30 protein-coding genes and 1 tRNA gene are annotated in these 26732 nt (G+C 28.8%); 14 read left to right on the top strand and 17 right to left on the bottom strand.

Annotated features, from left to right (window positions below; all coding sequences use genetic code 11):
• Nucleotides 1–399 (top strand): UDP-N-acetylmuramate--L-alanine ligase (gene murC / locus KKE07_03235; protein ID MBU4269863.1); only part of this gene is annotated, 399 nt, incomplete at its 5' end.
• Here the strand turns inward: murC and KKE07_03230 are convergent.
• Nucleotides 396–1616, bottom strand: a complete 1221-nt coding sequence (locus KKE07_03230) for a deoxyribodipyrimidine photo-lyase (GenBank protein ID MBU4269862.1) — start codon at nucleotides 1614–1616, stop codon at nucleotides 396–398. The genes murC and KKE07_03230 overlap by 4 nt on opposite strands.
• A gap of 74 nt (nucleotides 1617–1690) precedes the next feature.
• On the opposite strand from KKE07_03230, the gene KKE07_03225 reads away from it, so the two are divergent.
• The gene (locus tag KKE07_03225) at nucleotides 1691–2854 is read left to right on the top strand and encodes a C40 family peptidase (GenBank protein MBU4269861.1); all 1164 of its coding nucleotides are present in this window, start codon (nucleotides 1691–1693) and stop codon (nucleotides 2852–2854) included.
• Between the two features lie 204 nt (nucleotides 2855–3058).
• Here the strand turns inward: KKE07_03225 and KKE07_03220 are convergent, their stop codons facing one another.
• The 8 genes from KKE07_03220 to KKE07_03185 form a co-directional block, all read right to left on the bottom strand.
• A complete protein-coding gene (locus KKE07_03220; protein ID MBU4269860.1) occupies nucleotides 3059–3577 on the bottom strand; it encodes a hypothetical protein in 519 nt (172 codons plus the stop codon).
• A gap of 62 nt (nucleotides 3578–3639) precedes the next feature.
• Nucleotides 3640–4044, bottom strand: coding sequence for a 50S ribosomal protein L19 (gene rplS / locus KKE07_03215; protein MBU4269859.1), 405 nt, complete (start codon nucleotides 4042–4044; stop codon nucleotides 3640–3642).
• Nucleotides 4045–4141: 97 nt separating this feature from the next.
• Nucleotides 4142–5503 carry a tRNA (guanosine(37)-N1)-methyltransferase TrmD gene (gene trmD / locus KKE07_03210; protein MBU4269858.1) on the bottom strand — a complete coding sequence of 454 codons (1362 nt, stop codon included), beginning with the start codon at nucleotides 5501–5503 and terminating at the stop codon, nucleotides 4142–4144.
• 85 nt (nucleotides 5504–5588) lie between these two features.
• A complete protein-coding gene (locus KKE07_03205; GenBank protein MBU4269857.1) occupies nucleotides 5589–5822 on the bottom strand; it encodes a KH domain-containing protein in 234 nt (77 codons plus the stop codon).
• Nucleotides 5823–5868: 46 nt separating this feature from the next.
• Nucleotides 5869–6102, bottom strand: a complete 234-nt coding sequence (rpsP, locus tag KKE07_03200; GenBank protein MBU4269856.1) for a 30S ribosomal protein S16 — start codon at nucleotides 6100–6102, stop codon at nucleotides 5869–5871.
• Between the two features lie 99 nt (nucleotides 6103–6201).
• Nucleotides 6202–7518, bottom strand: coding sequence for a signal recognition particle protein (gene ffh, locus KKE07_03195; protein ID MBU4269855.1), 1317 nt, complete (start codon nucleotides 7516–7518; stop codon nucleotides 6202–6204).
• A gap of 53 nt (nucleotides 7519–7571) precedes the next feature.
• Nucleotides 7572–7646: transfer RNA gene (locus KKE07_03190), tRNA-Phe, on the bottom strand.
• A 94-nt stretch (nucleotides 7647–7740) separates the two neighbouring features.
• Complete coding sequence (locus KKE07_03185) at nucleotides 7741–8910, bottom strand: hypothetical protein (protein MBU4269854.1); 1170 nt, start codon at nucleotides 8908–8910, stop codon at nucleotides 7741–7743.
• A gap of 163 nt (nucleotides 8911–9073) precedes the next feature.
• Here KKE07_03185 and pheS point away from each other — a divergent pair, with 163 nt between their 5' ends.
• Both pheS and galU read left to right on the top strand, forming a co-directional pair.
• A complete protein-coding gene (pheS, locus tag KKE07_03180) occupies nucleotides 9074–10108 on the top strand; it encodes a phenylalanine--tRNA ligase subunit alpha (protein MBU4269853.1) in 1035 nt (344 codons plus the stop codon).
• Nucleotides 10109–10150: 42 nt separating this feature from the next.
• Nucleotides 10151–11077 (top strand): UTP--glucose-1-phosphate uridylyltransferase GalU, encoded by a 927-nt coding sequence (gene galU / locus KKE07_03175; GenBank protein MBU4269852.1) that lies wholly within the window; start codon nucleotides 10151–10153, stop codon nucleotides 11075–11077.
• A gap of 13 nt (nucleotides 11078–11090) precedes the next feature.
• On the opposite strand, the gene KKE07_03170 is transcribed toward galU, so the two are convergent.
• Nucleotides 11091–11312: a hypothetical protein gene (locus KKE07_03170; protein ID MBU4269851.1), complete on the bottom strand. Its 222-nt coding sequence runs from the start codon at nucleotides 11310–11312 to the stop codon at nucleotides 11091–11093.
• 66 nt (nucleotides 11313–11378) lie between these two features.
• Nucleotides 11379–12779 carry a hypothetical protein gene (locus KKE07_03165; GenBank protein MBU4269850.1) on the bottom strand — a complete coding sequence of 467 codons (1401 nt, stop codon included), beginning with the start codon at nucleotides 12777–12779 and terminating at the stop codon, nucleotides 11379–11381.
• Between the two features lie 208 nt (nucleotides 12780–12987).
• Here KKE07_03165 and KKE07_03160 point away from each other — a divergent pair, with 208 nt between their 5' ends.
• The 3 genes from KKE07_03160 to KKE07_03150 all read left to right on the top strand — a co-directional run bounded on the left by KKE07_03160 (nucleotide 12988) and on the right by KKE07_03150 (nucleotide 15154).
• Nucleotides 12988–13662: an L-threonylcarbamoyladenylate synthase gene (locus tag KKE07_03160; GenBank protein ID MBU4269849.1), complete on the top strand. Its 675-nt coding sequence runs from the start codon at nucleotides 12988–12990 to the stop codon at nucleotides 13660–13662.
• Nucleotides 13640–14581, top strand: coding sequence for a bifunctional oligoribonuclease/PAP phosphatase NrnA (locus KKE07_03155; protein MBU4269848.1), 942 nt, complete (start codon nucleotides 13640–13642; stop codon nucleotides 14579–14581). Before KKE07_03160 ends, KKE07_03155 begins: the two co-directional genes overlap by 23 nt.
• A 90-nt stretch (nucleotides 14582–14671) precedes the next feature.
• Nucleotides 14672–15154, top strand: a complete 483-nt coding sequence (locus KKE07_03150) for a prepilin-type N-terminal cleavage/methylation domain-containing protein (protein ID MBU4269847.1) — start codon at nucleotides 14672–14674, stop codon at nucleotides 15152–15154.
• Here KKE07_03150 and KKE07_03145 read toward each other — a convergent pair.
• Entirely contained in the window at nucleotides 15136–15948 is an 813-nt protein-coding gene (locus KKE07_03145; GenBank protein MBU4269846.1) for a prepilin peptidase, read from the bottom strand. The two genes, KKE07_03150 and KKE07_03145, sit on opposite strands and share 19 nt — an antisense overlap.
• 108 nt (nucleotides 15949–16056) lie before the next feature.
• Between KKE07_03145 and KKE07_03140 the strand changes: the two genes are divergently transcribed.
• Nucleotides 16057–17031 carry a hypothetical protein gene (locus tag KKE07_03140; protein ID MBU4269845.1) on the top strand — a complete coding sequence of 325 codons (975 nt, stop codon included), beginning with the start codon at nucleotides 16057–16059 and terminating at the stop codon, nucleotides 17029–17031.
• A 5-nt stretch (nucleotides 17032–17036) separates the two neighbouring features.
• Here the strand turns inward: KKE07_03140 and KKE07_03135 are convergent, their stop codons facing one another.
• The 4 genes from KKE07_03135 to KKE07_03120 form a co-directional block, all read right to left on the bottom strand.
• Nucleotides 17037–18041: a KpsF/GutQ family sugar-phosphate isomerase gene (locus KKE07_03135; GenBank protein ID MBU4269844.1), complete on the bottom strand. Its 1005-nt coding sequence runs from the start codon at nucleotides 18039–18041 to the stop codon at nucleotides 17037–17039.
• Nucleotides 18042–18043: 2 nt separating this feature from the next.
• Nucleotides 18044–18415, bottom strand: a complete 372-nt coding sequence (locus KKE07_03130; protein MBU4269843.1) for a ribosome-binding factor A — start codon at nucleotides 18413–18415, stop codon at nucleotides 18044–18046.
• 4 nt (nucleotides 18416–18419) lie between these two features.
• On the bottom strand, nucleotides 18420–18629 hold the full coding sequence (gene rpsU, locus KKE07_03125; GenBank protein MBU4269842.1) for a 30S ribosomal protein S21: 210 nt from the start codon (nucleotides 18627–18629) through the stop codon (nucleotides 18420–18422).
• A gap of 102 nt (nucleotides 18630–18731) precedes the next feature.
• A complete protein-coding gene (locus tag KKE07_03120) occupies nucleotides 18732–20195 on the bottom strand; it encodes a hypothetical protein (protein MBU4269841.1) in 1464 nt (487 codons plus the stop codon).
• Between the two features lie 253 nt (nucleotides 20196–20448).
• On the opposite strand from KKE07_03120, the gene KKE07_03115 reads away from it, so the two are divergent.
• Nucleotides 20449–20646 carry a hypothetical protein gene (locus KKE07_03115; protein ID MBU4269840.1) on the top strand — a complete coding sequence of 66 codons (198 nt, stop codon included), beginning with the start codon at nucleotides 20449–20451 and terminating at the stop codon, nucleotides 20644–20646.
• Here the strand turns inward: KKE07_03115 and KKE07_03110 are convergent.
• Nucleotides 20643–22073 carry a glutamate--tRNA ligase gene (locus KKE07_03110; protein ID MBU4269839.1) on the bottom strand — a complete coding sequence of 477 codons (1431 nt, stop codon included), beginning with the start codon at nucleotides 22071–22073 and terminating at the stop codon, nucleotides 20643–20645. The two genes, KKE07_03115 and KKE07_03110, sit on opposite strands and share 4 nt — an antisense overlap.
• A 90-nt stretch (nucleotides 22074–22163) precedes the next feature.
• Between KKE07_03110 and KKE07_03105 the strand changes: the two genes are divergently transcribed.
• From KKE07_03105 to KKE07_03085, 5 genes are all read left to right on the top strand, one after another.
• Nucleotides 22164–23183: a cysteine synthase family protein gene (locus tag KKE07_03105; protein MBU4269838.1), complete on the top strand. Its 1020-nt coding sequence runs from the start codon at nucleotides 22164–22166 to the stop codon at nucleotides 23181–23183.
• Between the two features lie 16 nt (nucleotides 23184–23199).
• A complete protein-coding gene (dapF, locus tag KKE07_03100) occupies nucleotides 23200–24033 on the top strand; it encodes a diaminopimelate epimerase (GenBank protein MBU4269837.1) in 834 nt (277 codons plus the stop codon).
• An 84-nt stretch (nucleotides 24034–24117) separates the two neighbouring features.
• A complete protein-coding gene (locus KKE07_03095; protein MBU4269836.1) occupies nucleotides 24118–25740 on the top strand; it encodes a hypothetical protein in 1623 nt (540 codons plus the stop codon).
• A gap of 6 nt (nucleotides 25741–25746) precedes the next feature.
• Nucleotides 25747–26496 (top strand): transporter substrate-binding domain-containing protein, encoded by a 750-nt coding sequence (locus KKE07_03090; GenBank protein MBU4269835.1) that lies wholly within the window; start codon nucleotides 25747–25749, stop codon nucleotides 26494–26496.
• Nucleotides 26496–26732: ABC transporter permease subunit (locus tag KKE07_03085; GenBank protein ID MBU4269834.1), on the top strand; the 237-nt coding region annotated here is incomplete at its 3' end. The genes KKE07_03090 and KKE07_03085, both read left to right, overlap by 1 nt.

Here is a 26732-nt window from a genome sequence, read left to right as displayed (position 1 = left end):
TATGGTCACCATCCGACAGAAATTAACAGTACGCTTCTTGTAGCCCAAAAAAAAGCCAAAAATGATCTACATGTTATATTCCAACCACACAGATATACAAGAACGCAAAAACTTTGGAGTGATTTTGTTCAAATTTTTATTGATAATAAAAATATTAAAACACTATATGTCACGGATATTTACCCTGCAAGTGAAACACCTATAGATGGAATAACCAGTAAAAAACTTGCTCAAGATATTCAAAATATGTGCCCCAATTTAAAAGTAATTTACTACCCAACATATAATGAAATAACTCAAGATGTAAAAAATATATTACAACCAAATGATTTATTACTTACAATAGGTGCCGGAAAAGTTAACGAAATAGCTGAAGAATTAGCTGCATTAAAATCTTAATCTTTAGTTAACCACTTTTTTATATAAATTTTTTGTTTATCAAACTTTTTTTGTTGCAATTCAGGATTTAATACCCTTGGAAAAGGGGCCATATTTGCACCAACCTGAGCCATATACTGCCAATTCCCATTATTTAATATGGGATCATAATCAGTAAGTTTTTCAGCAAAATATTTTTCACCTAATTCCCAATTAATCCATTTTTTTAAAGCTAAATAGTTTGCGGTTAACATTCTAATTCTATTATGCATAAATCCTGAAACATTTAATTCTTTCATTCCAGCATCCACAAGTTCAATTCCCGTTTTAGCATTTTTCCACGAATTTAAAAAAATCTTATCTTGTTTCCATTTAATATTTCTTGGTCTTAATACCGAATTAAATAATTCCGGCATACCGTAATAAAGCTGATAATAAAATTCACGCCAATAAAGTTGTCGTATTATTTCATGATTATTACCAAATTCTTTTACAATTTCATGATAAACTGTTCTTATAGATATGGCTCCAACATTTATATAAGCAGATAGCTTAGTAGTTCCATCGATTGCAGGAATATCTCGCTCATCTTTATAGTTTTTATAATTTTTTATATTTTTAATTATCTTTAAAGCATTTGATGATCCACCATGTTTATGTAAATTTTTATTTTTTTTATTTAATATATTTTTTAGCAATAAATGATTTTTGATATATTTTTTAGAAAAATAATTTTTATAATTATTTTTCTGAGTAACCAAAATTTGTTTTTTTGAAAAAAAAATTAAAAATGGAGTATAAACTTTATATATTTTTTTGTTTACGTCTAGATCATGTAACAAAAAATCATGTAACGATTTAAATTCTAAATTATTTTTTTTACATAATTTTAAAATTTCTAATTCTTGTTTTAGATGCAATGGATGATACAATTTATTAATATAAAAAGCTTTAATATTATATTCATTTATAATAGATTCTAAGTCTTTAATATTTTTTATTATTAAAAGTTTGGAACCAAATTTATCAAGCTGTAAATCAAGATCTATTAATGATTCAACTATAAATTGCTGATTATTATAATTATTTTTACAAAATAAATTCAAATTTTCAGCCAAATATAACGGTAAAACATTACTTTTTGTTTTTAATGCTTCTATCAATCCTAAATTATCATTCAATCGTAAATCATTACGAAATATAAAACAAATCGATCTTTTTTTAATATTTTCTTTCAAATTAAGCTCTCTTTCTATATAATTACAGCAAAAATAATTATGAAAAATAATTTTAACTCTTTTGGGGATGGAATATGAAGAAAATAATTTTTATTAAAATAATCTCAATTAATCTAATATTTGTATCAATAAATTGTATGATGCCTAGCAGCTCAACTTTTTCAAATAATATAGAAATAAGCATAAGACAAGTTTGTGTGCCATTTACCAACTTACAAAAAAAACCTACAAAAAATAATTTCAAACAAGAATATCCGATATTATCAACTGATTCACCGGAAATAGAATCCCAACTATTATTTGGCGAATATGTGTTCTTTGAAAATAAAAAACAAAAATTTAATCACGAAAAATGGATATTTGTTTACTGTTTGGAACAGTTCAATGCCAATTTAACACCTCTAACTGGATGGATTAAAAAAAAAGATTCTATTAGAATTAGCGACTGCAATTATGATATTTATGATAATATAAAAAAAAATAATTTTATAACCATAACAAAACCGTGGTGTCCAATTTATTCAAAAAATAAAGACTTTTTAATAGCCATTCCAATTGGCACCAGATTAAATTTTATTGGAGTATCAACTAAAAAATTTTCACCAGAAAAAATTACTGTTAGCTCAACAAAAGATAAAATATACATATATTCAAAAAACATTATGCAACATTTTAAAAAGCCATTTAAATCAATACCAAAAATTGCAAATATTCGAAAAAATATTAAAAAAATTGCATCAGAATTTTTAGGAATGCCATATGCATGGGGTGGAAGAACACCATACTCTGAAAATTCTTGCTATCAAACAAGTGTTGATTGTTCCGGGTTTGTTAATTTACTCTACAGGTGCTGTGGATTGGCAATTCCAAGAAATTCAGTAGAGCTATATAAATTTTGTAATAAATTAAATTCAGGTAAAGAATTAGAAACCGGAGATTTTGTATTTTTGGCTGATACTAAAACAAAGACAATAAAACATGTTTTATTGTCTTTAGAAAATCAAAAATTACAAGAATCTATAGGTTCTGAAAAACCATATGCAAACAGAACCATCGATTTTAATAACCGTTTTGGTAAAAACAAAGAAAATATTAAATCCGGAGATATAATTGGAAAAAGAATTATATATTTTGGTTCTGTATTAAATGATGAAGAAAAAATAAAACAAATAAATGAACTATTTTTAAACTGTGAACTAATTTTAGCAAATAAAGATAATGTAGAAATTAACGATTAAAAATTTGAAAAATTAAATCAAATTAGTTTTTTTAAGCAAGGACTTTATCCATTTAACTTTGGTCTTTGCAAGCCATGAATTGGAGTCTATAGTCAAACAAAAAGATTTTCCAAATAGATTAATTAACAAAAAGAAAACAATAGGTAATACTACTACAATAGAAATAAACAAAAAAGCGGCCTTCAATATAATAAACATATAATGTTACCCTTTTTTAAATCCGTTAAAATCAGAATCATTTACAGGCTTAGAATTAATCATATCAACACTAGATCCAATCTTAAGTGCCTGCTCAAAATTATTCTTAATAAATAAACACAATTTAGTTTTTTTATCATCAAGAGATCTTATAGAAATTACAACCTGTTTTTTAGGTTTATCACAAATTAACAAACCTTCATATTCATTTGATAAATCGCTAATCTTCCAACCATCGCGCTCTAAATTTTTTTTATAAAATATCAAAAGATCTACAATTCCCGATTCACCATGATAAGCTAAAAAATCAGTTTTATTTTCAAACAAATAAACATCATTTTCAGCTTGATCAATAAGATCAAAACCAATAGGTACAGGCATATATGAATATTTAGCCTGATTCACCAACGCATCGGTAATAATTAATTCAGATTTAGGTATAACATCCAAAGCAATAATAGAACTATTTTTAGATTTATGCTTACCACATGATGATAAAGTTAGCAAAGTTAAAACCAAAATCATAAAGCGGCCAAAAGGCCGCCACAAATTTTCTTTTAAAGATAAATGCATAAGCAATATTAATATTACTCTTTGCTCAAAGCTGCTTTAGCTTCTTTTTGCTCTTTTGTTAAAACCATTTCTTTAATTCTTGCCATTTTACCAACTTTATCTCTTAAATAATAAAGTTTAGCTCTTCTTACATCACCGGTTTTAACAATTGCAACGCCATCAATCATTGGCGAATAATATGGAAATATTCTTTCAACAAAAACACCGTCAGCACTAAGCTTTCTGACTGTAAATGTAGATGAAATTCCATTATTACTGATCGCAATAACATCACCTTTGTAAAGCTGAACCCTTTGTTTATTACCTTCTTTTACAATTTGGCCAACTTCTATAGTGTCGCCAACTCTAAATTCAGGAAACTTTCTATCTTTTATCTCATAATCGAGAATTGTCTCTTTTGTAAGAACTGTAGCCTTCATCTTGTTAATACCTTTATAAAAATATTTTATAAAATAAACTTTTAAGTACAAACTAAATAATAGGTATTTTACCTTTATTTAGTTTGTTTATCAACTTTTATTCAACACGGTTTTTTAAACCCAACCATCTATCCAAAATTATAGCAGCTGCAGACCGAACAGACAAATGGTTATAATCGGATAATCCCTTTATGGGTAATAGCAAGTAATCGCTTTTATCTAAAATTTCATTAGATAACCCCTGCCCTGTACCAAAAACAAATAAAATTGGTCTTTTTTGTGAAAAAATTTCGCCTTGAGAATTATAATCTATTATTTTAGGCCCATTATTATTTAGATTAGATGTTTTTGCTGAAGTTGTAATTACTATAGGCTCAAGACCCTCTATTTCTTTAATTTTATCAATAATATCTGAAAAACTTAATGCCGGAATAATTCTATTCACAGCTTGAAATCTACTAAAATTATAATCTTTTCCATCCTCGGACTTCCAAAAATCCAAGAAAGTATTCAATATTTTTTGCTGATCTTTCAATCCGGATACTACAAAATAGTTTTTAATGTCATAAGTGGCACTACTTCTTGCAATATCATGAATATCAAGAGATGTAATCGAGGTATCGCCTACTTTGTCACCTTGAACTAACACTTGCGAATGCATCAATGCAACATAATGTTTCGGTATAAATTTCTTTGCTGTTTTTATTTCATTAATATCAGGATTTGATGATATAAACCAATCAAATCGCTTAAATATAGTTTTTTTTGCAGCTTCATTTTGTCGCCATTCATCAATTAAAGCATGATTGCCTGACAACAAAACTTCAGGGACATCGATATTTTTCCAACTTTTTGGCAAACAATAGCTTGGATAGTCTAAAAAAGCACCATAGAAAGAATCTTTTTCAACAGACTCTGATTTTCCAATGATTCCGGGTACTAATCTTAAAAAACTTTCAATAAAAAGTTGCGCCGGCAAATCGCCGCCCATCAAAACATAATCGCCAACAGACAAAACCAAATCAGCATAAAAATCTTCAACTCGCTGATCTAGGCCTTCATATCTTGCACAAACCAGAATTATATGATTATTATTAAATTTAGAATTATATTCATCTTTTTTACTATCTTTTATTAAAAAATTATTTGCTAAATTCTTTAATAAAATTTGATCCATTTTTTCACCCTGAGGCGAAAAAAATATTTTAAATCCTTGCCCCCAAAGATTCTCTGCTTTTTCTATGGCATTTTGAACAACTTCAGGTTTTATAAGCATGCCCACACCTGGGCCACAAATTTGAGTATCAATTCGCTCCTTAGGCTCACACATATCCGAAAATTTTATAAAATTTACAGATAAGACTCCATTCTGTATGGCCCTTGAAATAAGACTATGCTTAAAAAATGAATCATAAAATTCAGGAAACACCGTAATGATAGTAATTTTCATAATATTCACAATAAAAAACCCACGATTAAATAAACTTACAAATAACGATAAGCCTTATTAAATTCGTGGGTAATATTTAGATATAAATTCGTAATTATTCTAAAATTTCAAGAACGGCTCTTTTGCGTTCTTTACTTGCAGCAGCATGAACTAAAGTTCTAATAGCTCTTGCAGTTTTACCTTCTTTTCCAATAACCTTACCTAAATCCTCAGCAGCTACACGTAACTCAATTATAGTGGCCTGTTCTCCGCATATTTCCGTAACAACAACTTTTTCAGGTTTATCTACCAGCTTTTTAACTATATATTCAACAAGTTCCTTAAGCATCATTTAACTCCTAGCTCATAATAATTACGGGATGTAACCAACTAAACTACTTAGATATTTTAATAAGTTTTTTAACGGCAGGAGAGCAAATAGCTCCTTTTAAAACCCAATCATTAATACGATCTGTATGAAGCTGTAATACATCATGCTTTATTGGATCGTAACTTCCAAGGTTTTCCAAAAATGCGCCATCTCTCTTTTTTCTTGAATCAACTGCAACAACTCGCCAATATGGTCGATTATTCTTTCCCATGCGACTAAGACGAATTTTAACTGACATAAAAAAAATCCCTTCAACTAACAATAATCGGTGTAATAGACCAAATTAATTAACACTGTAATATACCATTAAATTCAATAAAGCAAAACCCCACAAAGATCAAAATGGTTTAAACTTTCTAAACATTTTAGCAAATTGCTTACTTTGTTCAAATTTTTGTAACAAAATATTGATATCGGATACTAAAACGCCTGATCCCAAAGCTATTCTTTTTTTTCTTGAGGCATCCAATATTTGCGGCAAAAAACGTTCTTTTTTTGTCATAGAAGAAATAATTGCTTTAAATTTCTTCATTTCTTCCTGACTTTTTTCAAGCATTTCAGGGGAAATAGCGTTTGCTCCGGGCAAATATTTAGCTATTTTCTGCAAAGATCCCATTTTGGAAACCATTGCAATTTGATCCAAAAAATCTTGTAATGTAAAATTACCGGCCATTAGCTTATTAGCTATATCACCAGACTTTTTTTCATCTATCAAATCTTGCGATTTTTCTATTAATGTTAAAATATCACCCATACCCAAAATTCTTGAAGCCATTCTTTCCGGAATAAAACTCTCAATATCATCAATCTTTTCACCTGATCCCACAAATATTATATTTTTTTTAAGTTCATATTTGAAAGAAAAGGCAGCACCACCTCTGGTATCACTATCCATTTTAGTTAAAATTGCCGAATTAAAACCAACCGATTTATCAAAAACTTTAGCAACATTAAGCGATTCCTGACCTGTCATGGAATCTAGAACTAAAATTTTATATTTTGGCTCTAAATTTTTATCAATTTGCTTCAATTCTTCAATCATTTCTTGATCAATATGCAAACGTCCGGCTGTATCTAAAAATAAAAGTTGATAACTATTTTTTTTATAATAATTGTATATATCCTGAGCTGCTTTTAATGAGTTACTTGTATCCGGAGCATAAAAATCAACTCCAACTTGTTTTGCCAATATTTTTAACTGTTCAATTGCAGCTGGTCTATAAAAATCTACCGAAGCAAGAAGTATTTTTCTATTTTTTCCATTTTTTTTAGCCTGCTTTAAAATATAATTTGCAAGCTTAGCTACAGTAGTTGTTTTACCAGAACCCTGTAAGCCCATAACCATTATTACAGATGGAATTTGAAAAGAATCAACAACCAAATTGTTTCCACCCCCGAGAAATTCTAAAAGCTTGTCATAGACTATTTTTATAAATTTCTCACCCGGTCTCAATCCGGACTGAAGCTTTTTATTTATAATTTCGCTTTTAATGCCGGATAAAAAACTTTGTACCAATTCATAAGGTACATCAGCATCTAATAATGCATTTTGCACTTGATTTACGGCATCTTGTATATTTTCTTCCGTCAAACGACCTTTATCCTTCATCCATCCCAAAATTCCGGAAAATTTTTGCGATAAAAAATCAAACATAACAAGTTCTTCCAGTATTTAAATTTTAAAATTAAGAAATTTATAGAATAAATTGGTGCCGGGAGGCAGAATTGAACTGCCGACACAAAGATTTTCAGTCTTTTGCTCTACCACTGAGCTACCCCGGCACAGAAAATTTTTAATAATGATTGTATGGTACAAATAAGATGATTTTATGTCAATAGAATATCTGTATTTTTTTTAATATTTATATTCTAATAACTAATCTTTATATATTTGAGATAACATATTAATTAACTTTGTATAACAATCTACCTGTTTTTGGATTTCGTTTTGTTTAATAAGAGATGTTTTAGACTTCGATTTTTCCAAATCTAATAATTTCTTATATTCGTTTAATTTTTCCATAGCCAAATCAGTTGCATATTTATCCTGTCTATTTCTATAAAGAGCGGTTATATCTTTTTCTTTTAAAATTAATGTTACAAACTCACATTTATCTTCTATTTTTTCATATTTTTCTGTTTCAATAATTACATGTATTGGTGTATTTTTATTAAAATCCCAAAGCTGTACCAAAACGCCCTCTTTTAATAGAATTTTTAACCAACTTAAATTACAGTAAATTGCAACATAGTGAATAAATGCCTTTAATACATAATCAGGATTTCCCAAATGTTCCGCCAACTTATCGCGCTGTTCCAAAAATGTTTGCAATAAACCAACCGATTTAATAACCGTTATAAATTTTTGAATTTTATCTATATCTTTAACTTGTGCAATATTTTCAAAATATTTTACTATCAATTTATCATCGGGAACAAATTTACATTTTTCAATCAATGAAGTAAGAATTTCAAGAGATCCATATTTTAAAGACAAATTTAACAACATATCTTTTAGACTTACGTCAATATTATTTAAATTTAATAAGTTATAATAAGTTTTTAAAATTTTTTCGCTATCCAAACTTACAATATAATTCATTATTGCTGTCTTATCATTATTAAATATATAATTTAAAACTTTATTTAATTCAAAACTAGATACAATATTATCTAATAAAACTCTTTGCTTTTCGATATCATTATTTAAGATTGCCGAAACAATATCTACCAAATGCAAATCCCTTAAGTCCGGTGTTAAATTGTCTAACTTATATTTTTCAGAAGTTTTTTGTGTAAGATTTGTAGATAGTAAATCCTGTAAATTTATAAGCCCACTTTTTACCATATTGTCTTGAACTATAGATCCAATTTCAGATGCTTTTTTCTGTCCGACAGCAACACCGGAAGTATCAACTTGAGTTATTACGTTAGGAACAACAACCGGCTGAATTACCGGTAAAGATTGTGCATTATTATTTTTTGATATAAAAACAATCAAATAAAAGAATAAAAAAAATAATAAGACTTTTTTTAATTTATCCATAAAATCCCCCCAGAAAAATAAACTTTCTAGAAAGATATTATCATTTTTACAAATAGAAAATCAACATATTAAAAAAAAACCAAAACATATTTGGGTAAAATCAAAAAAAATGATAACATTTCAGAATAAAGCCAAATAAATATTTATTGTTTTAGGATATATAATGGCAAATATCGATAATAAAATAGAAGAAATAAGAAAAAGTTTAAATATAGAACTAGCAAATTGTTCAGATTCTAGAGAATTTGAAGATATAAAAATTAAATATTTGGGTAAGAAAGGTTTTATAACCGATCTTATGGCCCAAATAAAAAATTTTTCTCTTGAAGAAAAAAAAGAATTTGGTCCAAGACTCAATGAATTAAAAAAACAAACCGAAGAATCAATAAATTTTGCAAAAGAAATTTTAGTAAAAAAAGAAATAAATGCAAAAATAATTAAAAAACAAAATTTCGACGTTTCACTTTATGAGCCAAATCATTTAATTGGCCATAAACACCCATATTCACAATTTATTGAAGAGATAGAAAATATTTTTATATCTATGGGTTTTGATCTATTTGATGGACCGGAGGTCGAATCTGATTTTTTCAACTTTACAGCATTAAATATACCTGAAAATCATCCCGCTAGAGACATGTATGATACATTTTGGTTAAACAAAAAAAATATGCTTTTAAGAACACATACATCACCTATTCAAATTCGTGCCATGCAAAATAAATCTTTGCCGATAGCAGGAATAGCTATCGGAAGAACATTCAGGCACGAAGCTGTAGACGCTTCACACGATTTTGCATTTATGCAATGTGAAGGTATGGTTATAGATAAAAATATTACATTGTCACATTTATTTGCCATAGCAAAAAAATTTTTACAAACATTGTTTGATAAAAAAGACCTGGATATAAGAATAAGACCCGGTTTTTTTCCATTTGTTGAGCCCGGAGTTGAAATTGATATGCGATGCCCTTTCTGCAAAAGCGGCTGTTCCGTATGTAAACAGTCTACATGGGTAGAAGTTTTTCCAGGTGGATTAATTCATCCAAACGTGTTAAAATACGGCGGTATTGATAGCGAAAAATATTCCGGATTTGCATTTGGATTTGGACTTACAAGGCTAGCAATGCTTAAATACGGCATAAATGATATTAGACATTTTTACAGCGGCAAATTAAAATTTTTAGAACAATTTTAAAATAAGACAATTTTATATAAAAAGTTTTTCGGAGAGTTCTTTATGAAAATAAAAGCTATTATTCCCGCCGCGGGTTTTGGCACAAGATTCCTTCCAACAACTAAATCTGTGCCTAAAGAATTATTACCTATTGTAGATAAACCGGCAATACAATATGTTGTTGAAGAGGGAATTAATTCGGGAATAAAAGATTTTGTTATAGTTACAAGCAAAAATAAAAAAGCAATTGAAGACCATTTTGATAATTTTTCAGAACTAGAAACAATATTAAAAAATCATAAAAATGAATCTCTTTTAGAAATATCTCAAATAATAGAAAAATCTAACTTTTTATTTATACGGCAGAGAGAACAACTTGGTCTTGGTCATGCAATATGGACCGCTAGATCTGCATTTAACGATGAGCATGTTGCCGTATTTTTACCTGATGATATATTTACATGCGAAATTCCGGCAATGGCACAACTCATAAAAATAGCAACACAAGAAAAATGTAATGTCATTGCTGTTCAAGAAGTACCAAAAGAAGATGTTTCCAGATATGGAATTATAGATGTCAGAAGACAATTGTCTCCAAATTTATTTCATGTAAAAGATCTAATTGAAAAACCTGCAATCAATAAAGCACCCTCAAATTTAGCCATTATTGGCAGATATGTTTTATCTCCAAATATTTTTTCATCTTTAGACAATTTACAATTTGGTGCCGGTGGTGAAGTGCAATTAACCGATGGAATACAAAATTTATTATTATCAGGAGAAAAAGTATTTGCTTACAAAGTTCAGGGACAAAGATTTGATGCCGGAACAATTTTCGGATGGCTTAAAACAAATATTGAATTTGCTTTAAAACATCCGAAATATTCAAAAGATACTATAGAATATCTATCTATGCTTGATAAAGAATTTTTAATAATGCAAAGTAAAGCCGATGCATTAAAAAAGAAGGTAACAAAATTAAGTTTTTAATTTTATTATTGTTTTAATTAAGTGGCGGATTGGCAGACCTTAAGCTTTTTATATAATCTTGTTCTTCTAGTATTTGTTTTTCAAATATTTCGTCTTCTGTTTTTTGTTTTTCAAGATTCTGAATTTCATAATTCTCAACCGGTGTTATGGGTCTAGAATCTGATTTTTCTAATTCAATTCCCATTACGTTCGAAAAAATAAAAATAGCGCCAATAAATAAATATTTAAAATTCATAAAATCCCCCGGAAATAACAAAAGGGCTAGAACTAAAAATCTAGCCCTTTATAAATTAAACTTTTTTTATATCTTTTTTATTCCTCTGTTTTCCCAGTATTGAGATACAATTCCCATAGAACCGGTAACACAAAGTAACCCATCTCTTTGGTCAACAACAGATTTTGCAGCTTCAAACGCAACTTCAAAAGAACTATAACCTTTAGCTTTTATATCCAGAGCCTTAGCTTTTTGTTCCAGATCATTTACATCTTTACTTTGTCTATCTTTTAAAGGTACAAAATAAACATAACCGCTAATTTTTTTACTAAAATATCGAATTAGTTTTAATAACTCAAGTTCATCAATATTTCTATCAACACCAATTATTAAAGCAAAATCTTTTAATGGTTTTTGGTAATGCAATAAACGAAGACCCAAAAATAAGTTCTCAAAACCATCCATATTATGAGCACAATCAAGCAAAATAGTTGGTTTTTCTTTATCCAATATTTCAAATCTGCCTTTTAACAAATTGAATTGAGATGTCCAAAAACTTTTCAATGTTTTTATTGGATTAATTTCTGCATTTCGTTTAGCTTCCAATGTAGGTCTACCGCGTTGTCCCTTTTGAGTTGCAAGTAGATTACCCCTGAGTAATGGCGAAAATTTTTGTTTTATATTTTCAACATAAATTTGAGCAATTCTTTCACCTAAAGAAACCGTTCTTCCGTATAACTGTTCATAAATATATGGTAAATTTGCAAGTTTTCTTATAGGCATGGACCATTTTCCACCTTTTTCTTCAACAATTTGCTTCATTTTTTGCAAGCGTAATTTACTCTGTTCTGCTGAAATAAACCAGGCATTAGGTCTTACTATTTCAAGCATTTCTTTTGAAATTTCATCTAAATCGTTGCCAAGTAATTCTGCATTGTCTTGAGCAATTCTGGTAACCGAAGATATTATTGGATTACAAAAATTAGTTGCATCATATCTTCCGCCAACACCAACTTCCATTATTATTAAATCAATATTTTGACTTGCAAAATAAACTAACGATGCCATTGTTAATATTTCAAATGCAGTCGAATCGATTGCATTTTCAATAGCAACATCCAAAACAGTATTTAAAGCATCTGTAAAATCTTTATTTGATATTTGCTGATTATCTAAAATAAATCGTTCATTATAATTTAAAAAATGAGATGAATATGCAACACCGGCATTAAATCCCTCATCTTTTAAAAGTTTTGTTGCAAAATGTATGGATAAACTTTTACCTGTAGCTCCACCAACAAGAATTATATCCTTTTTAGTAGAAACATTATCTAAAAGTAAATCCAGTTTTTTCATTCTTTTTATAACTTCAGGTGTATAATCATAAGGACGTAAAGAATCAAGCAACTGTATTATTTGACCATAACTTCTACTTTTCTCCATTCCGGTCTTATTCATTTTTTTTATTACTTGAGTTGATGCGTCCATAAAAATTCCTTCTATTAAAAAAAATTTCCAATTTGTTTAATTCTTTTTAAAATTAATTAGATTTATTATATAATATTTTGTAATCTTTCACAATCGGGGTTAAATGCACACAAATAGAATTGGATTTGTTACAAATAAAAATAAATATTTACACCAAGAGACTAAATTTAGACAATATTTTTGTTATTTTATTAAAAAATAGGGTTTTATGAATATATTTAAGAATAAAATTATCTATTGGTCAGAAGACGACTCTATAAGAAAGCTTTATGATTCTATTTGTAAAGATGAGATTTCAATCAGCTCTACAGATACTATTTTGGGTTTTTTAGGTAATACAACACAAAATAGCTTTGATAAAATAGTTAAACTTAAGGGACGCAAAGAAGATAAACCTTTTTTAATATTAATAGATTCTTACGAAAAAATTTTTAATTTTGTAGACAAAGAAACCATAGATAATCCAAAAATTTTAAATATTATTAAAAATTTTTGGCCGGGACCTTTAACAATAATTTTTAATGCAAAAAAAAACACACCCGATTTTTTATGTTCAAAAGAAAAAACTATTGCATTAAGATGTCCAAAACATGATGGATTACAAAAAATTTTAATTTTTTTTGATGGATTATTTTCAACAAGCGCAAACAAATCGAATGAACAGGTTGCAGCCAATTTAGAAGATATAAATATCGATATTATTAATAATACAAAATATATTGTTATAGATAAAAATAATATTGACACAAATTACAAATTAGATCAGACTCTACCCTCTACAATCTTAGACATTACAAATAGAAACTATATAAAAGTGGTCAGAGAAGGAGCCATTTCAGTAAAGGAGCTAAAAAAAATTTATGGAGAAGATTTTGTCAAATAATGATGCATACCAATTAATTAACAATGTAAATAAAATAACTCTTTTAACACACTATAGACCGGATGGTGATGGGATATCTGCCTGTTGCGCACTTGAATCTTTTTTAGAAAAACTAGGCAAACAAGTTGAAACAGTATTTCCAAATAATCCGGAATTTCAATTTAAACGAACTCCAAAAATTGTTTACATAAATAAACACGTTATTACGCCGGAATTATTAATAGCTGTTGATACTGCAAACTATGAACGATTATATTATCCAAAAGAATTTAAAAACATTCCAATAATCAATATAGATCATCATATAAGCAACACCATAAAAGGTAAATATAATTTTATAAATGCAAATACATCTAGTACGTGTGAAATTTTATTTGATTTACTTAAATATTGGAATAAAAATTTAATAGATAAATATATAGCGGAATGTTTATTATTTGGAATACTTTATGACAGCATGATTTTTCACACTCAATCAACATATCCGGCAACGTTACGCATATCAGCAGAATTAATGGAGTTAGGTGCCGATCTTTATAAACTTAAAACAGAACTAATAAGTGATAAAGATCCTAAAATAATAAATCTTTGGGGAAAAGTACTAAGCAATATTCAAATATCAAAAAGCGGTAAAGCTGCTTGGGCAAAAATTACACAAGATGATTTGAAAAAAAATAATCTTTCCATTGCCTCGCTAATTGGATTTAATAATTTTTTATCTCAAATTTCCGGCGTGGAGTATACATTGCTTTTCTATCAAACAGAATCCGGACAAACAAAAGTTTCCTTAAGATCTAAAACTGAAGATGTAAATAAATTGGCTCTTCCTTTTGGTGGAGGTGGACATAAAAATGCCGCTGGAATTTTAAGTAATGAACCAATTGATAGTTTAATAGAAAAAATAACCTCTAATTTATAAAAAATTTGATTTAAAATATAAAAATTTGCAAAACTAAAACGTAAATTTGATTGGTTTTAGTTTTGCAAATTTTATTTTATAGGGGGAGTAATGAAAAAATATGGTTTTACAATGATCGAACTTATGATTGTTGTTTCTATTATTGCATTTTTAGCAACTATTTCTATTCCAAGATATTTTAATTATTATGCAAAAGCTAAGCAAGCCGAAGTTTCAGTAAATTTGGCGTCACTGCACACAGCACAAGAAGCATATTTTGCAGAGCATGGACAGTATGGCAAAGAACTTTCAGGGCCAAATGGAATAGGCTGGAAACCTCAAGGATATAAAGGTGGCGGTAAAAATGAAAATTTCTATTACACCTATGGATTTAACTTTGACGGAGCTCAAGAAGGTATACACTATTTTACCGGAAAATTGGGAGCCGGAAAAGAAAATTTAGGTAATACTTGTGCAGATAAAGCTAATTTTACAGCTAGTGCCGCCGGTGATATTTCCGGAAAAAATAAAATGGATTTATGGCAAATTGATCAAGATAGAAATATAAAACACGTTCAAAATGGAATTGAATAATTAAACAAAAAATTTATTAAATAAGATTTAAAGAAAAAGTACAAAATAGCCCCTAAAACTAAAAATGGGCCAAATGGAAATCTAATATCTTTTTCTTTTTTTGTAAAATATATATAAATCCCCATGACAATAACACCAATTATGCTGGATATCAAAATAGTAAACCAAACGCCAATAATACCCAGATATGTACCAATTAATGCTAAAAGTTCCATATCGCCCTGTCCTAAGCCATCTTTTTTCGCAAATAATTTAAACATTTTTGCAACAAACCATAAAACAAAATATCCAACAAAAGCACCTACTAAACTCTGAATAAAAGATATTTCCAAGAAATTAAAATATGAAAAAAACAATGCAACAGGAACGATATAAATAGAAAAAAATTGCGGTATTACCATTTCTTCCAAATCAGTTCTTGTAGAAACTATTAATGCTGAAAAAAATATAAAATAAGATAAAAAAGAAAAAATATTTCTTTTAAGAAAAATAAAATTATTTTGATCATAAAAAAAATAAAAAAACAAACAAGATAAAATCACAGAGGTTAAAATCTCTATAAATGGGTATAAATATGATATTTTGCTTTTACAAGTTCGACATTTAGCTTGCAAAATAAACCAAGAAATTACAGGAATATTATCATACCAGGCGATTAAACTATTACATTTATTACATGTAGACCGTTTTTGCCAAAAAGATTTATCATGAATAGATCTGTAGGCAATAACATTTAAAAAAGATCCCCAACAAAGAAAAAATATTATAATTATAAAAATAGCAATAACCAACATAAAAACTTATTTTTTTTAAAAAATTTACAAACAAAGAACAAATACGCTTTAATCAGTTTAAATAAATTTTAAATTATTTATATAAATTCTTTTTAGAGGGTATAAAATATGAAAAAATTATCTATTTTATTAATATTATTTTTATTACTACAACAAATAAATATCTCAGCAGATTTAGTAAAAATAGTAGGGGATGGATATCAAAAAAATATTTTGGAATTTGAAGCCAAAATAGCAAATAAAATTGAAGAAAAATTGAAAGATACAAAAACTGCAGCCGAGAGAAAAAAAGTTATAAATTATGTACACAGCGATCAAAAATTTGATCTAAAAAATGGTATATTTTGGGGTGATTGTTCTTGGCTTGCAAATGAAATATTGAAAGAAGTAAATCCTAAATTACATAAAAAAATGTTGAAATTAAAAGAAAGTGGAGATAATAATTTGCGCGCCTATGTTTATTATCACATTTTTAATGAAATATTAAGATTAAAAACAACAGAAAAAAACATGCTCGGAATTACAACCGATGATGCATTAAGTGAGCCAAATAACTGGATACATAATACAACGCCAAATGAATTAAAAAAAGAACTGGAAAAAAATTTAACAGATAAAGAAAAAATAAATAAAGCCGTAAAAAGCTACACGAAAAGATATAATTTTTTTAAAAAAATGCAAACTAAAGAATGGCAAAAAAATCTTGCTGATATAAAAAATGATTGGACTATAGTAACGCATGTAGACAATTGGAAGCCCGGAGATTTTTTAGTTGCATATTATAAAGTGAATAAAGGCGAAGCTGAAGAAGGTGAGATTGATAGTACCGGTCACAGCATGATGATAATCGGTTATCCAAAAAAGGTTGGTACAGGAGTTTATGAAATTGAAATAATGGATTCCGGACAAGGCCCTAGAATAGATGATAAAATCAGAAAAGGATCTGATGATGGAATAGGAATAGGCAAAATAAGAATCTTGGTAAATCCTGCAACAGAAAAACCAATTGGTTGGCAAACCAAAAAATCCGACTCTGAATGGAGAGATACCGGTGGAAGAATGATTGTCGGCCGAATGGAATAATTAATCTATTTTACTATTCCAGCTTTTAAAATATCATGTACGTGAACTAGTCCTACAACTTTTTTAAAATCATCAATTACTACCAAACTTGTGATATTGAAATTTTCCATGACTAAAAGGGCATCGTAGGCCAAAATATCTTTATTGATGACTTTTGGATTTATTGTCATTATATCTTTTGCTGTTTTTTCAAATATGGATGCTCCGCTTTGCATAGCCCTTCTCAAGTCTCCATCTGTAATAATACCCAAAAGGTTGTGTCTTGAATTAACAATAATCCCGGCGCCCATTCTTTTACTAGATATAACAAATAATAAATCTTCAAACTTTGTATCCAAACTTATAAATGGCAAGTCTTGATTAATTATCAAATTACTTACTTTTAATAAAAGTTTTTTTCCCAATGCTCCTGCCGGGTGAAATAAAGCAAAATCATTTTTATCAAATTTTTTTAGTTTACTAACAGTTACACTTAAGGCATCTCCAAATGCCATTGTAAGAGTAGAACTTGTAGTCGGGGCCAAATTCATTTGGCAAGCTCCTTGAGTAAATGGTAAAGTTACAGGCAAATCGACAAGTTTACTCAAAACTCCGGTTCCGCAACTAATTAAAGCTGTAAAATTTCCAAAATTTTTTAATATTTGTATAATTTGTTCTAATTCAACACCGGAACCGCTTTTAGAAAGTGCTATAAAAATATCATCTTTTTTAAGCATTCCCAAATCACCATGCAACGCTTCTGAAGGATGCAAAAAGATAGCCGGAGTTCCAGTACTTGAAAATGTTGCTACCAACTTTTGGGCAATAAGACCTGATTTTCCCATTCCTGAAAAAATAACTCTACCATTCGAATTTAAAATTTTTTCGACTAAATTAATTGAAGATATTGGAAAATAATTAATTAAATTAATTATTGCCTGAGATTCGATATTTAAAACATTTAGCATCTCTGTTTTAATATCATTTGAATATTTTGCAGGCAAAAGTTTTTCTTGCGACTGCACAAACATAATTAATCCTTTGGTAAATCTTTTACAGCTTCATCTAAAAGAGCATTAATTTTTCGCTCTTTATCTTTTGTTTCATCATAAAGAAATACTAAATTCGCAGCATATCTTGATGAAATAATTTGAGCCAAAGTCTTTCTTAATGAATTTTTATACAGTTTTAGAATTGGTAAAGCTTTATCAAAATCTGATTTATCTGCATATGTTGAAAAATAAACAAAACAAATTCCATAATCATTAGATAAAGTTACTCTTGTAACAAAAACCTTCATTAAGTCCGGTTCGTCGAGAGCTAATGTTCTAATTAAATTAGATATTTCATGAAAAAAAAGGGAGGTTTTTTGCTCCCTTTTTTTATTTGATGGTTTAAAGTCCATAATTCTACTTTAAGTATGCTTCAGGATTTCTCATGAAGTTATTTTTTATGGCTCGCATTAATTTTTTGCGTTTTTTTTGAGTAGTTGGTTCATGATAAACCACTCTCTTCATATCTCGAATTACACCTTCACGCTCAATTTTTTTCTTGAGTTGTCTAAGACTTCTTTCAAGATTTTCGCCAACGCCAACTTCTATGTTGTAAACCTTTTTCATAGGTTGAAAACACCGCCTTTTAAAATGTTTATATTTTAATAAAACTAACAACGGTCTAATTATATGTTAGTTTTATCATTTATACAAGGCTTCAATCAAAATTTAAAATATAAAAGAGATTGTTCCCATAATTGTTGTATTTCTATAAACTAACCTACCGTTCATATGGGTTTGAAAACCAAGTCCCACTTGTAATCCCGGGGTAAATTCATAGTTTACGCCACCTTGAAACATTGTACTTCTCCATTCAGCATTTTTTTCATTAATTTCGGGTAAAAAATAAGCATTTCTTGAAGAATCACTTTCATTCATTTTTATTTCATCTCTATGATGTTTTAAATAAATGACATCAAGATATGCTGAAAAATCATCTATAAAGTATGGAGCATAAACCGAGGCATTAAAATACCATGAAACTCCAGGATCAATCGTTACTCTTGCCTTCCATGGGAAAATACCCTGCTGATTTTTATCATTTGCTATTCGCTGATTATTCAATGTTCGTTTAAAAAAATGAGCAAAACCACCACCGACGCCAAGTTGTACTGCATCAGGGATATCAAAATTTATTGAGCCGTCGACTGTAATTCCCCAAAAGCCATTATTACCGGTAGGAAGAGAAAATGCTACATCCGGATTTTTTTCTTTACCGGTTGGCAGCCAAGCGCCTACAGCCAAATATGGAACCAAATTTACAACATGCTCGTCATCTCTATCCATTAATTTAAAGGCATCTCTATAGTAAAGTTGTACAAACGTATCTTCCAAATTTATTTCTTGTCTAGACGCAATATCAAGTCCCAATTCTTTGCAAATTGCATCCATTTTTTCATATTTTGTTAAATATTTATAGACCATATCCGTATCATCAACACCGGCAGGCAAACCAAATGAAGGTGTCGTTCTGTAATCAACCAATCCTGTCTTTATATTAAGTCCAAGCCCAATCTTTGATACAAAGTTTAATTCCAAACGAATTCCCATCTTTTCAGTATCAACGTAAGTTGTTGGCATTTTAGCTTTGTATGCAGAACTATTAAAACTACTTGATAACGTATAATCATAAACTAAATCTTTCTCATCAAAATCAGATACGGGTGGATTATTTTCTCTTTGATTATCTAAAACTCTCCAAGCGTCACTTAATCTTGGGTAATATCCTTGCGTTGTAGCGTCCGGAATATATGGCTGATCGCCGCCGACAGCTTGTTCTAAAGCAAATGGTTTGATCGTAGAAGATGCACTAATTAATGTTTGCGCATTATTGCGACCATAAAAAAGTCCCGCCATATTCCACCAACCAAAAATATCACCTTCCGGTGTTTTTTCACCCTCTTTATTTCTGGCATGAGAAGTAGTTTGATAAAAAGGCGAGATATGCAATCCAGCTTCAATCGAGCCACTTTCTATTTTTTTATAATATTTATTGGTACCTTGTATCGTATGATAAGCAAACGGATCATATTGATTATACATTAATGTTGAATAAACAAATTCAGGAACAAATATAATCAACAACGAAATAAATAATAATTTTGAAAAAAAATTTGAGAAAAAAAATTTCATTTGGCAATCCCTTCTACTTTTTTATTAAAGTCACAATGTTTTATATCAATATTAAAGTTAATAGGTCAAGATCTTCAAAATTTATCACCTAAATATTGATATTGTATAAGAATTTAAAATAACAAAATTTAACCCAGTTTCAAATAAAGTTTTTTTTTGTTATTTTAATTGTTATTAAAAGCAAACTATTATTTAAAATAAATATTAAAAAAACATGTATTGTAAATATTATCAAGCAAACAGCTTAAAACATATGACCTGGTTCGTATTTGGAACATTTAGAAATGAAGAAAATGTTGCCTTTGGCCGAACATTGGATAAAAAAGAATCTTTGTTAGAATTTTTTGTAGCCCCTGCATATGAAGAAAGATTTTTAAAGATAATGAAATATCTTTCAAGCAAAGGCTACATTTTTAATCTTAAAGAGGCTGAAAATAGATTAAAAGATTAGCTTATTTTTTTTAATCTTGACGCTATCTCTTTATCCGGCAAAATTTCAAATAAATCATGAACCGAGACACCATTAAATTTTCCTGTCAGCAAATATCTTACAGTTCCAAAAATCTCTTTCATTGAAAGTTCATAATCTTTAGCATCTGCTTTTATATTTTGTAAAAATATTTCAGTTTTTTCACAAACATCGCAATGCTTATTAATAATTTTTAATATAAATTTTGTTTTATCGTCACCAAATTGCTTTTTAATTTCGTCTATTGACACTTTAGGCTGATTAAAATAAAAATTTAAAACTTCACCGATATCTTTTAGAGTTCTTAAATCTGTTTTTATTTTTGATAAAATAAATTCCAATTTTTTATCATCTAAAGTTACGCTTTCTTCTATTTGCTCATGTAAAAACGGCTTTACCAATCGTACAAGTCTGTCTGCAGGTGTACGCTCAATCCACTTATGATTAACCCAATGAAGTTTTTCCAGATCAAATTTAATAGAACCTGTAGATGATACTTTTTCAAATTCAAAATTTTGTGTAAGTTCACCAATACTTTGAATTTCATCTTTAAAAGAATTTCCCAATAATGCAACAAAATTTAAAATTGCTTCAGGTAAAAATCCGGCCTCTTTTAACTCTTGTATTCCAAAACCAAAATCACGTTTTGACATTTTTTTACCATCAGAATTCAATAACATTGGTAAATGCCAAAATTTTGGCAACGGATATGAACACGCATAAAATAAAGCCGCTTGCATTGCCGCATTTGTAAGATGATCTTCACCTCTTATAACATGTGTAATTTGCATTAAATAATCGTCTACAAAATTGGAAAATAAAAATGTAAAAGATCCATCTTGTCGAGTTAATGCAAAATCTGAAAAATTTTTCATTTCAAATTTTATAATACCGCGCTCCATACTATCTATTTCTACAACCGAATCCTGATTAACTTTAAATCTCCAAATAAATGGAATACCGGCAGCAATTTTTTCTTTTATTTTATCATCTGACAAATGCAAACATGTTCTGTCATATCTGGGTGGCATATTGTTGGCAATTTGTGCTTCCCGTTTTTCTTCAAGTTCTTCTTTACTGCAAAAACATCTATAAACAAGCTGATTGCGAATCATATCATCAAGCTGTTTTTGGTACTTTGCTGTACGTTCAGACTGAAAATATGGCCCAAAATCTCCTCCAATCATAGGACCTTCATCATATTTTAAAGATAGCCATTTTAAAATTTCAACTATACTTGATCCTGATTCGTCTATATTTCTATTTTGATCGGTATCTTCTATTCTTAAAACAAATGTTCCCTTTTTTTGATGCGCAAAAAGATAGTTAAGTAGAGCAGCACGCACATTTCCTATATGCATAAATCCCGTAGGGGATGGTGCAAATCTAACTCTTATTTTTTTTAACATTTTTTACCTTTTCAAATAAAAGAAAAAATTCTAGACTAGCCCTTGTATATAAAGTTATTTTATCCATTTATTTAAAAAAAAATAATTATCATGAAAAAAAATATAAAATTTAAAAATATATTGGATTCAATAGGCAACACGCCTATAGTTCATTTGGACTTTTTAAACTCTGAATTTGGAATTAAGCCTACGGTTTTAGCCAAACTTGAATTTTTAAACCCTGGCGGAAGCGTTAAAGATCGCTCTGCTTTTTTTATGGTAGAGCAAGCTGAAAAAGAAGGTTTATTAAAACCGGGCGGAACTATCATAGAAGCAAGTTCGGGAAATCAAGGTATTGCACTTGCAATGATTGGTGCAGTTAAAGGTTACAATGTAATTATAACCGTACCGGACAGAACAAGCGAAGAAAAAGTTGATGCACTACGCGCTTACGGTGCAACAGTTTATTTATGTAAAAATACAGATACGCTTGAAGACCCGGAAGGTTATCATACAAAAGCAGAAATTTTACATAAACAAATTCCAGGCTCTTTTATGCCCAACCAATATTACAATAAAGCAAATCCAAAGGCTCACTATGCAACAACCGGAAAAGAAATATGGGAACAAACTGAAGGGCAAGTAACTCACGTTATAGTTGGAGCCGGAAGCTGCGGAACAATTTCAGGTGTTGGCAAATATTTAAAAGAAAAAAATAAAAATATAAAAATTATAGGTGCCGACGCCGCAACAAGTGCATATTCAAGTAAAAATCCAAAAGCATACATGTCTGAAGGAATTGGAATCGACATAATAACAGACACATTTGACGCTTCGGTTATAGATCAAATAATTCCAGTAACCGATGAACAAGCTTTTTCTTCTACAAGATTTTTGGCTCAAAGAGGTTTTCTTGTTGGTATAAGTAGCGGTGCAGTACTACAAGCTACATTAAACTATTGCAAAGATTTAAAAGAATCTGATATTGTAGTAATAGTTTTTGGAGATTCGGGAAAATCTTATTTAAAAAAGGTTTTTGGATCAAGTGCTTTATTTAAAGATGCTATATTTTCAAATGACTTGATTCAAAATCAAGTCGGGAATGACAAAAAAGAAGAAAAAGAATTTTAATATAATAAAGAAAAAAATGGCTGAAAATTTTTACAAGTATGAATCACTTGGTAACGATTTTATTTTAATAGATTATTTTTACAAAGATGCTGATTTTTTAAAAGAAAAGCTTAATGGTCCTATTTGGAAAAATTTTGTTATAGATTCGTGCAATAGACATTTTGGAATTGGTGCTGATGGAGTTTTGGTTTTAAAAAAAGATATTTCCGGCAATTATCCGGAACTTTTAATTTTTAATTCCGATGGAAGCCAAGCCGAAACGTGTCTTAATGGTTTACGCTGTGCAGCGCTACATCTTAGAGAATATCATGATATTAATAAAATTTTTACATTTAAAATGGGTAAAAAGCTTATAAATTGCACAATAAATAAAAATATTATTACAACAAAAATTTCAGGTCTGGTGTATTCCGGTTCGAAACAAATAACTTTAAATAACAAGTCGGAATTTCATGGCCACGTTGTTAATGTTGGAAATCCACATTTTATAATTACAAAAAAAGTTACGCCCGATTGGGTAGAAAAATATGGAAAATTTATAGAATCTCATGAACTATTTTTAAATAAAACAAATGTAGAATTCGTTTGGCTAAATTTTGATCTAAATAAAAATACAAAATCTATTTCTAATTATAATGTTCTTGTATATGAAAGAGGTGTTGGCCCAACACTTTCTTGCGGTTCCGGTGCAAGTGCCATTTGCTGGTTTTTATACAAAACTAGAAAAATAGTAACTTCTCAAAAAATAACCTTAAACTTTCTAGGCGGATACATAATTTGCTGGATCGATAAAAATGAATTTGTAAATCTACAAGCTAAGGCTAGATTGGTATTCAAAGGACAAATATAAAAAACCCTTTTACTTAAAAGCACAAATTTTGGTAATATATACAGATATAATAATATTTTAACACAATGCGAAGGGTTAAATTAAATGCAAAATAGTATCATTACGCTATTGCCTCCAATTATTGTCATAACTTTGGCATTTTTTACACATAGAATTATTTCATCTTTAGTTATTGGTCTTTTAACCGCAAGTTTAATTTACAATAACTTTGCAATTATAGATTCGATCAAAAATGTAATAAAAGTTATTTGGGACACATCCCAATTACAAAATTTAACATCTATAAATGGATTATTTGAAAGTAACAGTATTTTACTATTTTTATTTTTAATAATTTTGGGAATACTTATAACATTATTAAGTCATTCCGGAGGGTCTCAAGCTTTTCAAAATTATATAAACAAAAAAATAAAAACATCACAGGGTGCTCAGATGGCAAGCCTTCTACTTTCAAAACTATTTTCAATTGATGATTCGTTTAGTTGTGTTTCAGTTGGCTCAATAATGCGACCAATAACAGATAAGTTTAAAGTATCAAGAACAAAATTAGCTTTTTTAATAAACTCTTTGGCACCGGCTTTAGCTGTACTAATTCCAATATCAAGTTGGAGTGCCATAATAATTCTTAATATAAATAATGCAAAAATATCAGATATATTAAAAACCAAGCCCTTAATATATTGCGATCCATTTTATTTATATCTTGGTGTAATACCATTTACATTTTATTCTATCATAACAATATTATCTTCATGGTTTATAATAAAAAAGAATATATCATTTGGTATTCTTAAAAAACATGAGACTATTGCAAATTCGACAGGAAATTTATTTGGCGGAAAAGAACCGGATAAAATTAAAGATCAAGAATTAACAACGCCGGAAAATCAAGCTCATATTTTTGATTTTATATTTCCAATAATATCTTTGATTTCATCAATAGTTATATTCATGCTTTACACTGGAAAGTTTTTTCTTTTTGGCGGATCCAATAATTTTATAGCAGCTATAAAAGATAGTCACCCGGTATTGGCATTAATGCTTGGATCTCTATTTACATTATTATTAACACTAATTCTTTTAAAGATTAGAAAAACAATTAAATTGAAAAATTTAGGTCTAATAACATATGAAGGCGCAATGCTTTTGGCCCCTGCAATTATAACGCTAATTCTTGCATGGTCTTTTTCAGAAATTTTAAATAGCCAATTATTAACCGGAAAATATTTGGCGTCTGTTTTATTAAAATATGTAAATTTAAAATTTTTACCTTTAATGATGCTATTAATTACAACAATAATATCGATAGGAATTGGTTCAGCTTGGGGTGCAATGGCAATTATGATTCCAATAGCAGTAAATATGCTCGCTTCATTTACAAATATAGAAAGCCCTATCCCTGTTCAACAGTTACCTATGATTTATCCACTGTTGGGCGCTATTCTTTCCGGAGCCGTATCTGGAAATCATTTATCACCAACATCAGATACTATAATAATTTCATCAAGAAGTTGTGGAATAAAATTAATTGATTTGGTTAAAGCTCAAGCCGCTTATAGTTTTCCTGTTTTATTTTCAAGCGCAATTGCATTTTTATTGTCAGGATTAATTATAGAAATAACACCGCTACCTCTGGTTTTTGCAATATCTTTATTTTCCGGATTATTTACAAATTTTATAATTTTAAAAATTAGAAATAAAAACTAGATTTTTATGGTAAAAAAAATTATTTTAATATCAACAATAATATTATTATTCTCTTCATACTATTTTTTTAATAAAAATACCAACAAAATAAATGATGAAATTTTAATAATTGGTACAAATGCAGAATATCAGCCATTTTCTTTCGTAAAAAACAACAAAATTTCAGGTTTTGATATTAGTTTAATAAAAAAAATATGTAAAAATCTTAGCAAAAAATTTGAATTAAAAGATCTACCATTTGATGTTTTAATTCCAGAAATACAACGAAATTCAATTGATATTATCGCTGCGGGGATGACCCCAACAAAAGAACGGGAAAATGTTCTTTGTTTCTCCAAATGTTATTTCGCAGGAGATCCACTCGTAATCGTTTCAAATAAAAACAATCCGTTTAAAACAGTTGATGAGTTAACAGACAAAAATGTTATAGTAAATGATGGATATACAGCCGATTTTTATGTTTCATCTATTTCTAACATAAATGTAATTCGTTTATCAAATCCAGCATCAGCATTTTTAGCTTTAGAATCAGGAAAAGCGCAAGCATATGTTGCAGCAAAATCAACAGTTACTCCATATCTTAAACAATATGACAAAAATTTTATTTTAAATATTATTCCAAATACGGAAGAAAAATATGCTCTGGCAATTTCTCGCAAAAACAAAAATCTAATACCTCAAATTAATTCATGTATAGATCAAATGGAAAAAGATGGGACTTTAACTAAATTAAAAGAAAAATGGGGACTTGCTTAATGGATATTTTTTTTATAAAAGAATCGTTATTTTTTTTATTACGCGGCGCATTCATAAGCTTACAGATTGCATTTATAGCTTGTATGATTGGATTAACATTAGGAACAATTTTAGCGCTTATACAAACTGGCAAACAGAGGTTTTTAAAATTTATTGTAACCACATATGTGACAATAATTCGTGGAACACCTATGTTAGTCCAAATAATGATTGTTTTTTATATTTTCCCTCAATTG

This window comes from Candidatus Dependentiae bacterium (assembly GCA_018897535.1).
Lineage (GTDB): Bacteria > Babelota > Babeliae > Babelales > UASB340 > UASB340.
Note: the sequence above shows the minus strand (reverse complement) of the source record. Positions and strands in the feature narration are given on the sequence as shown.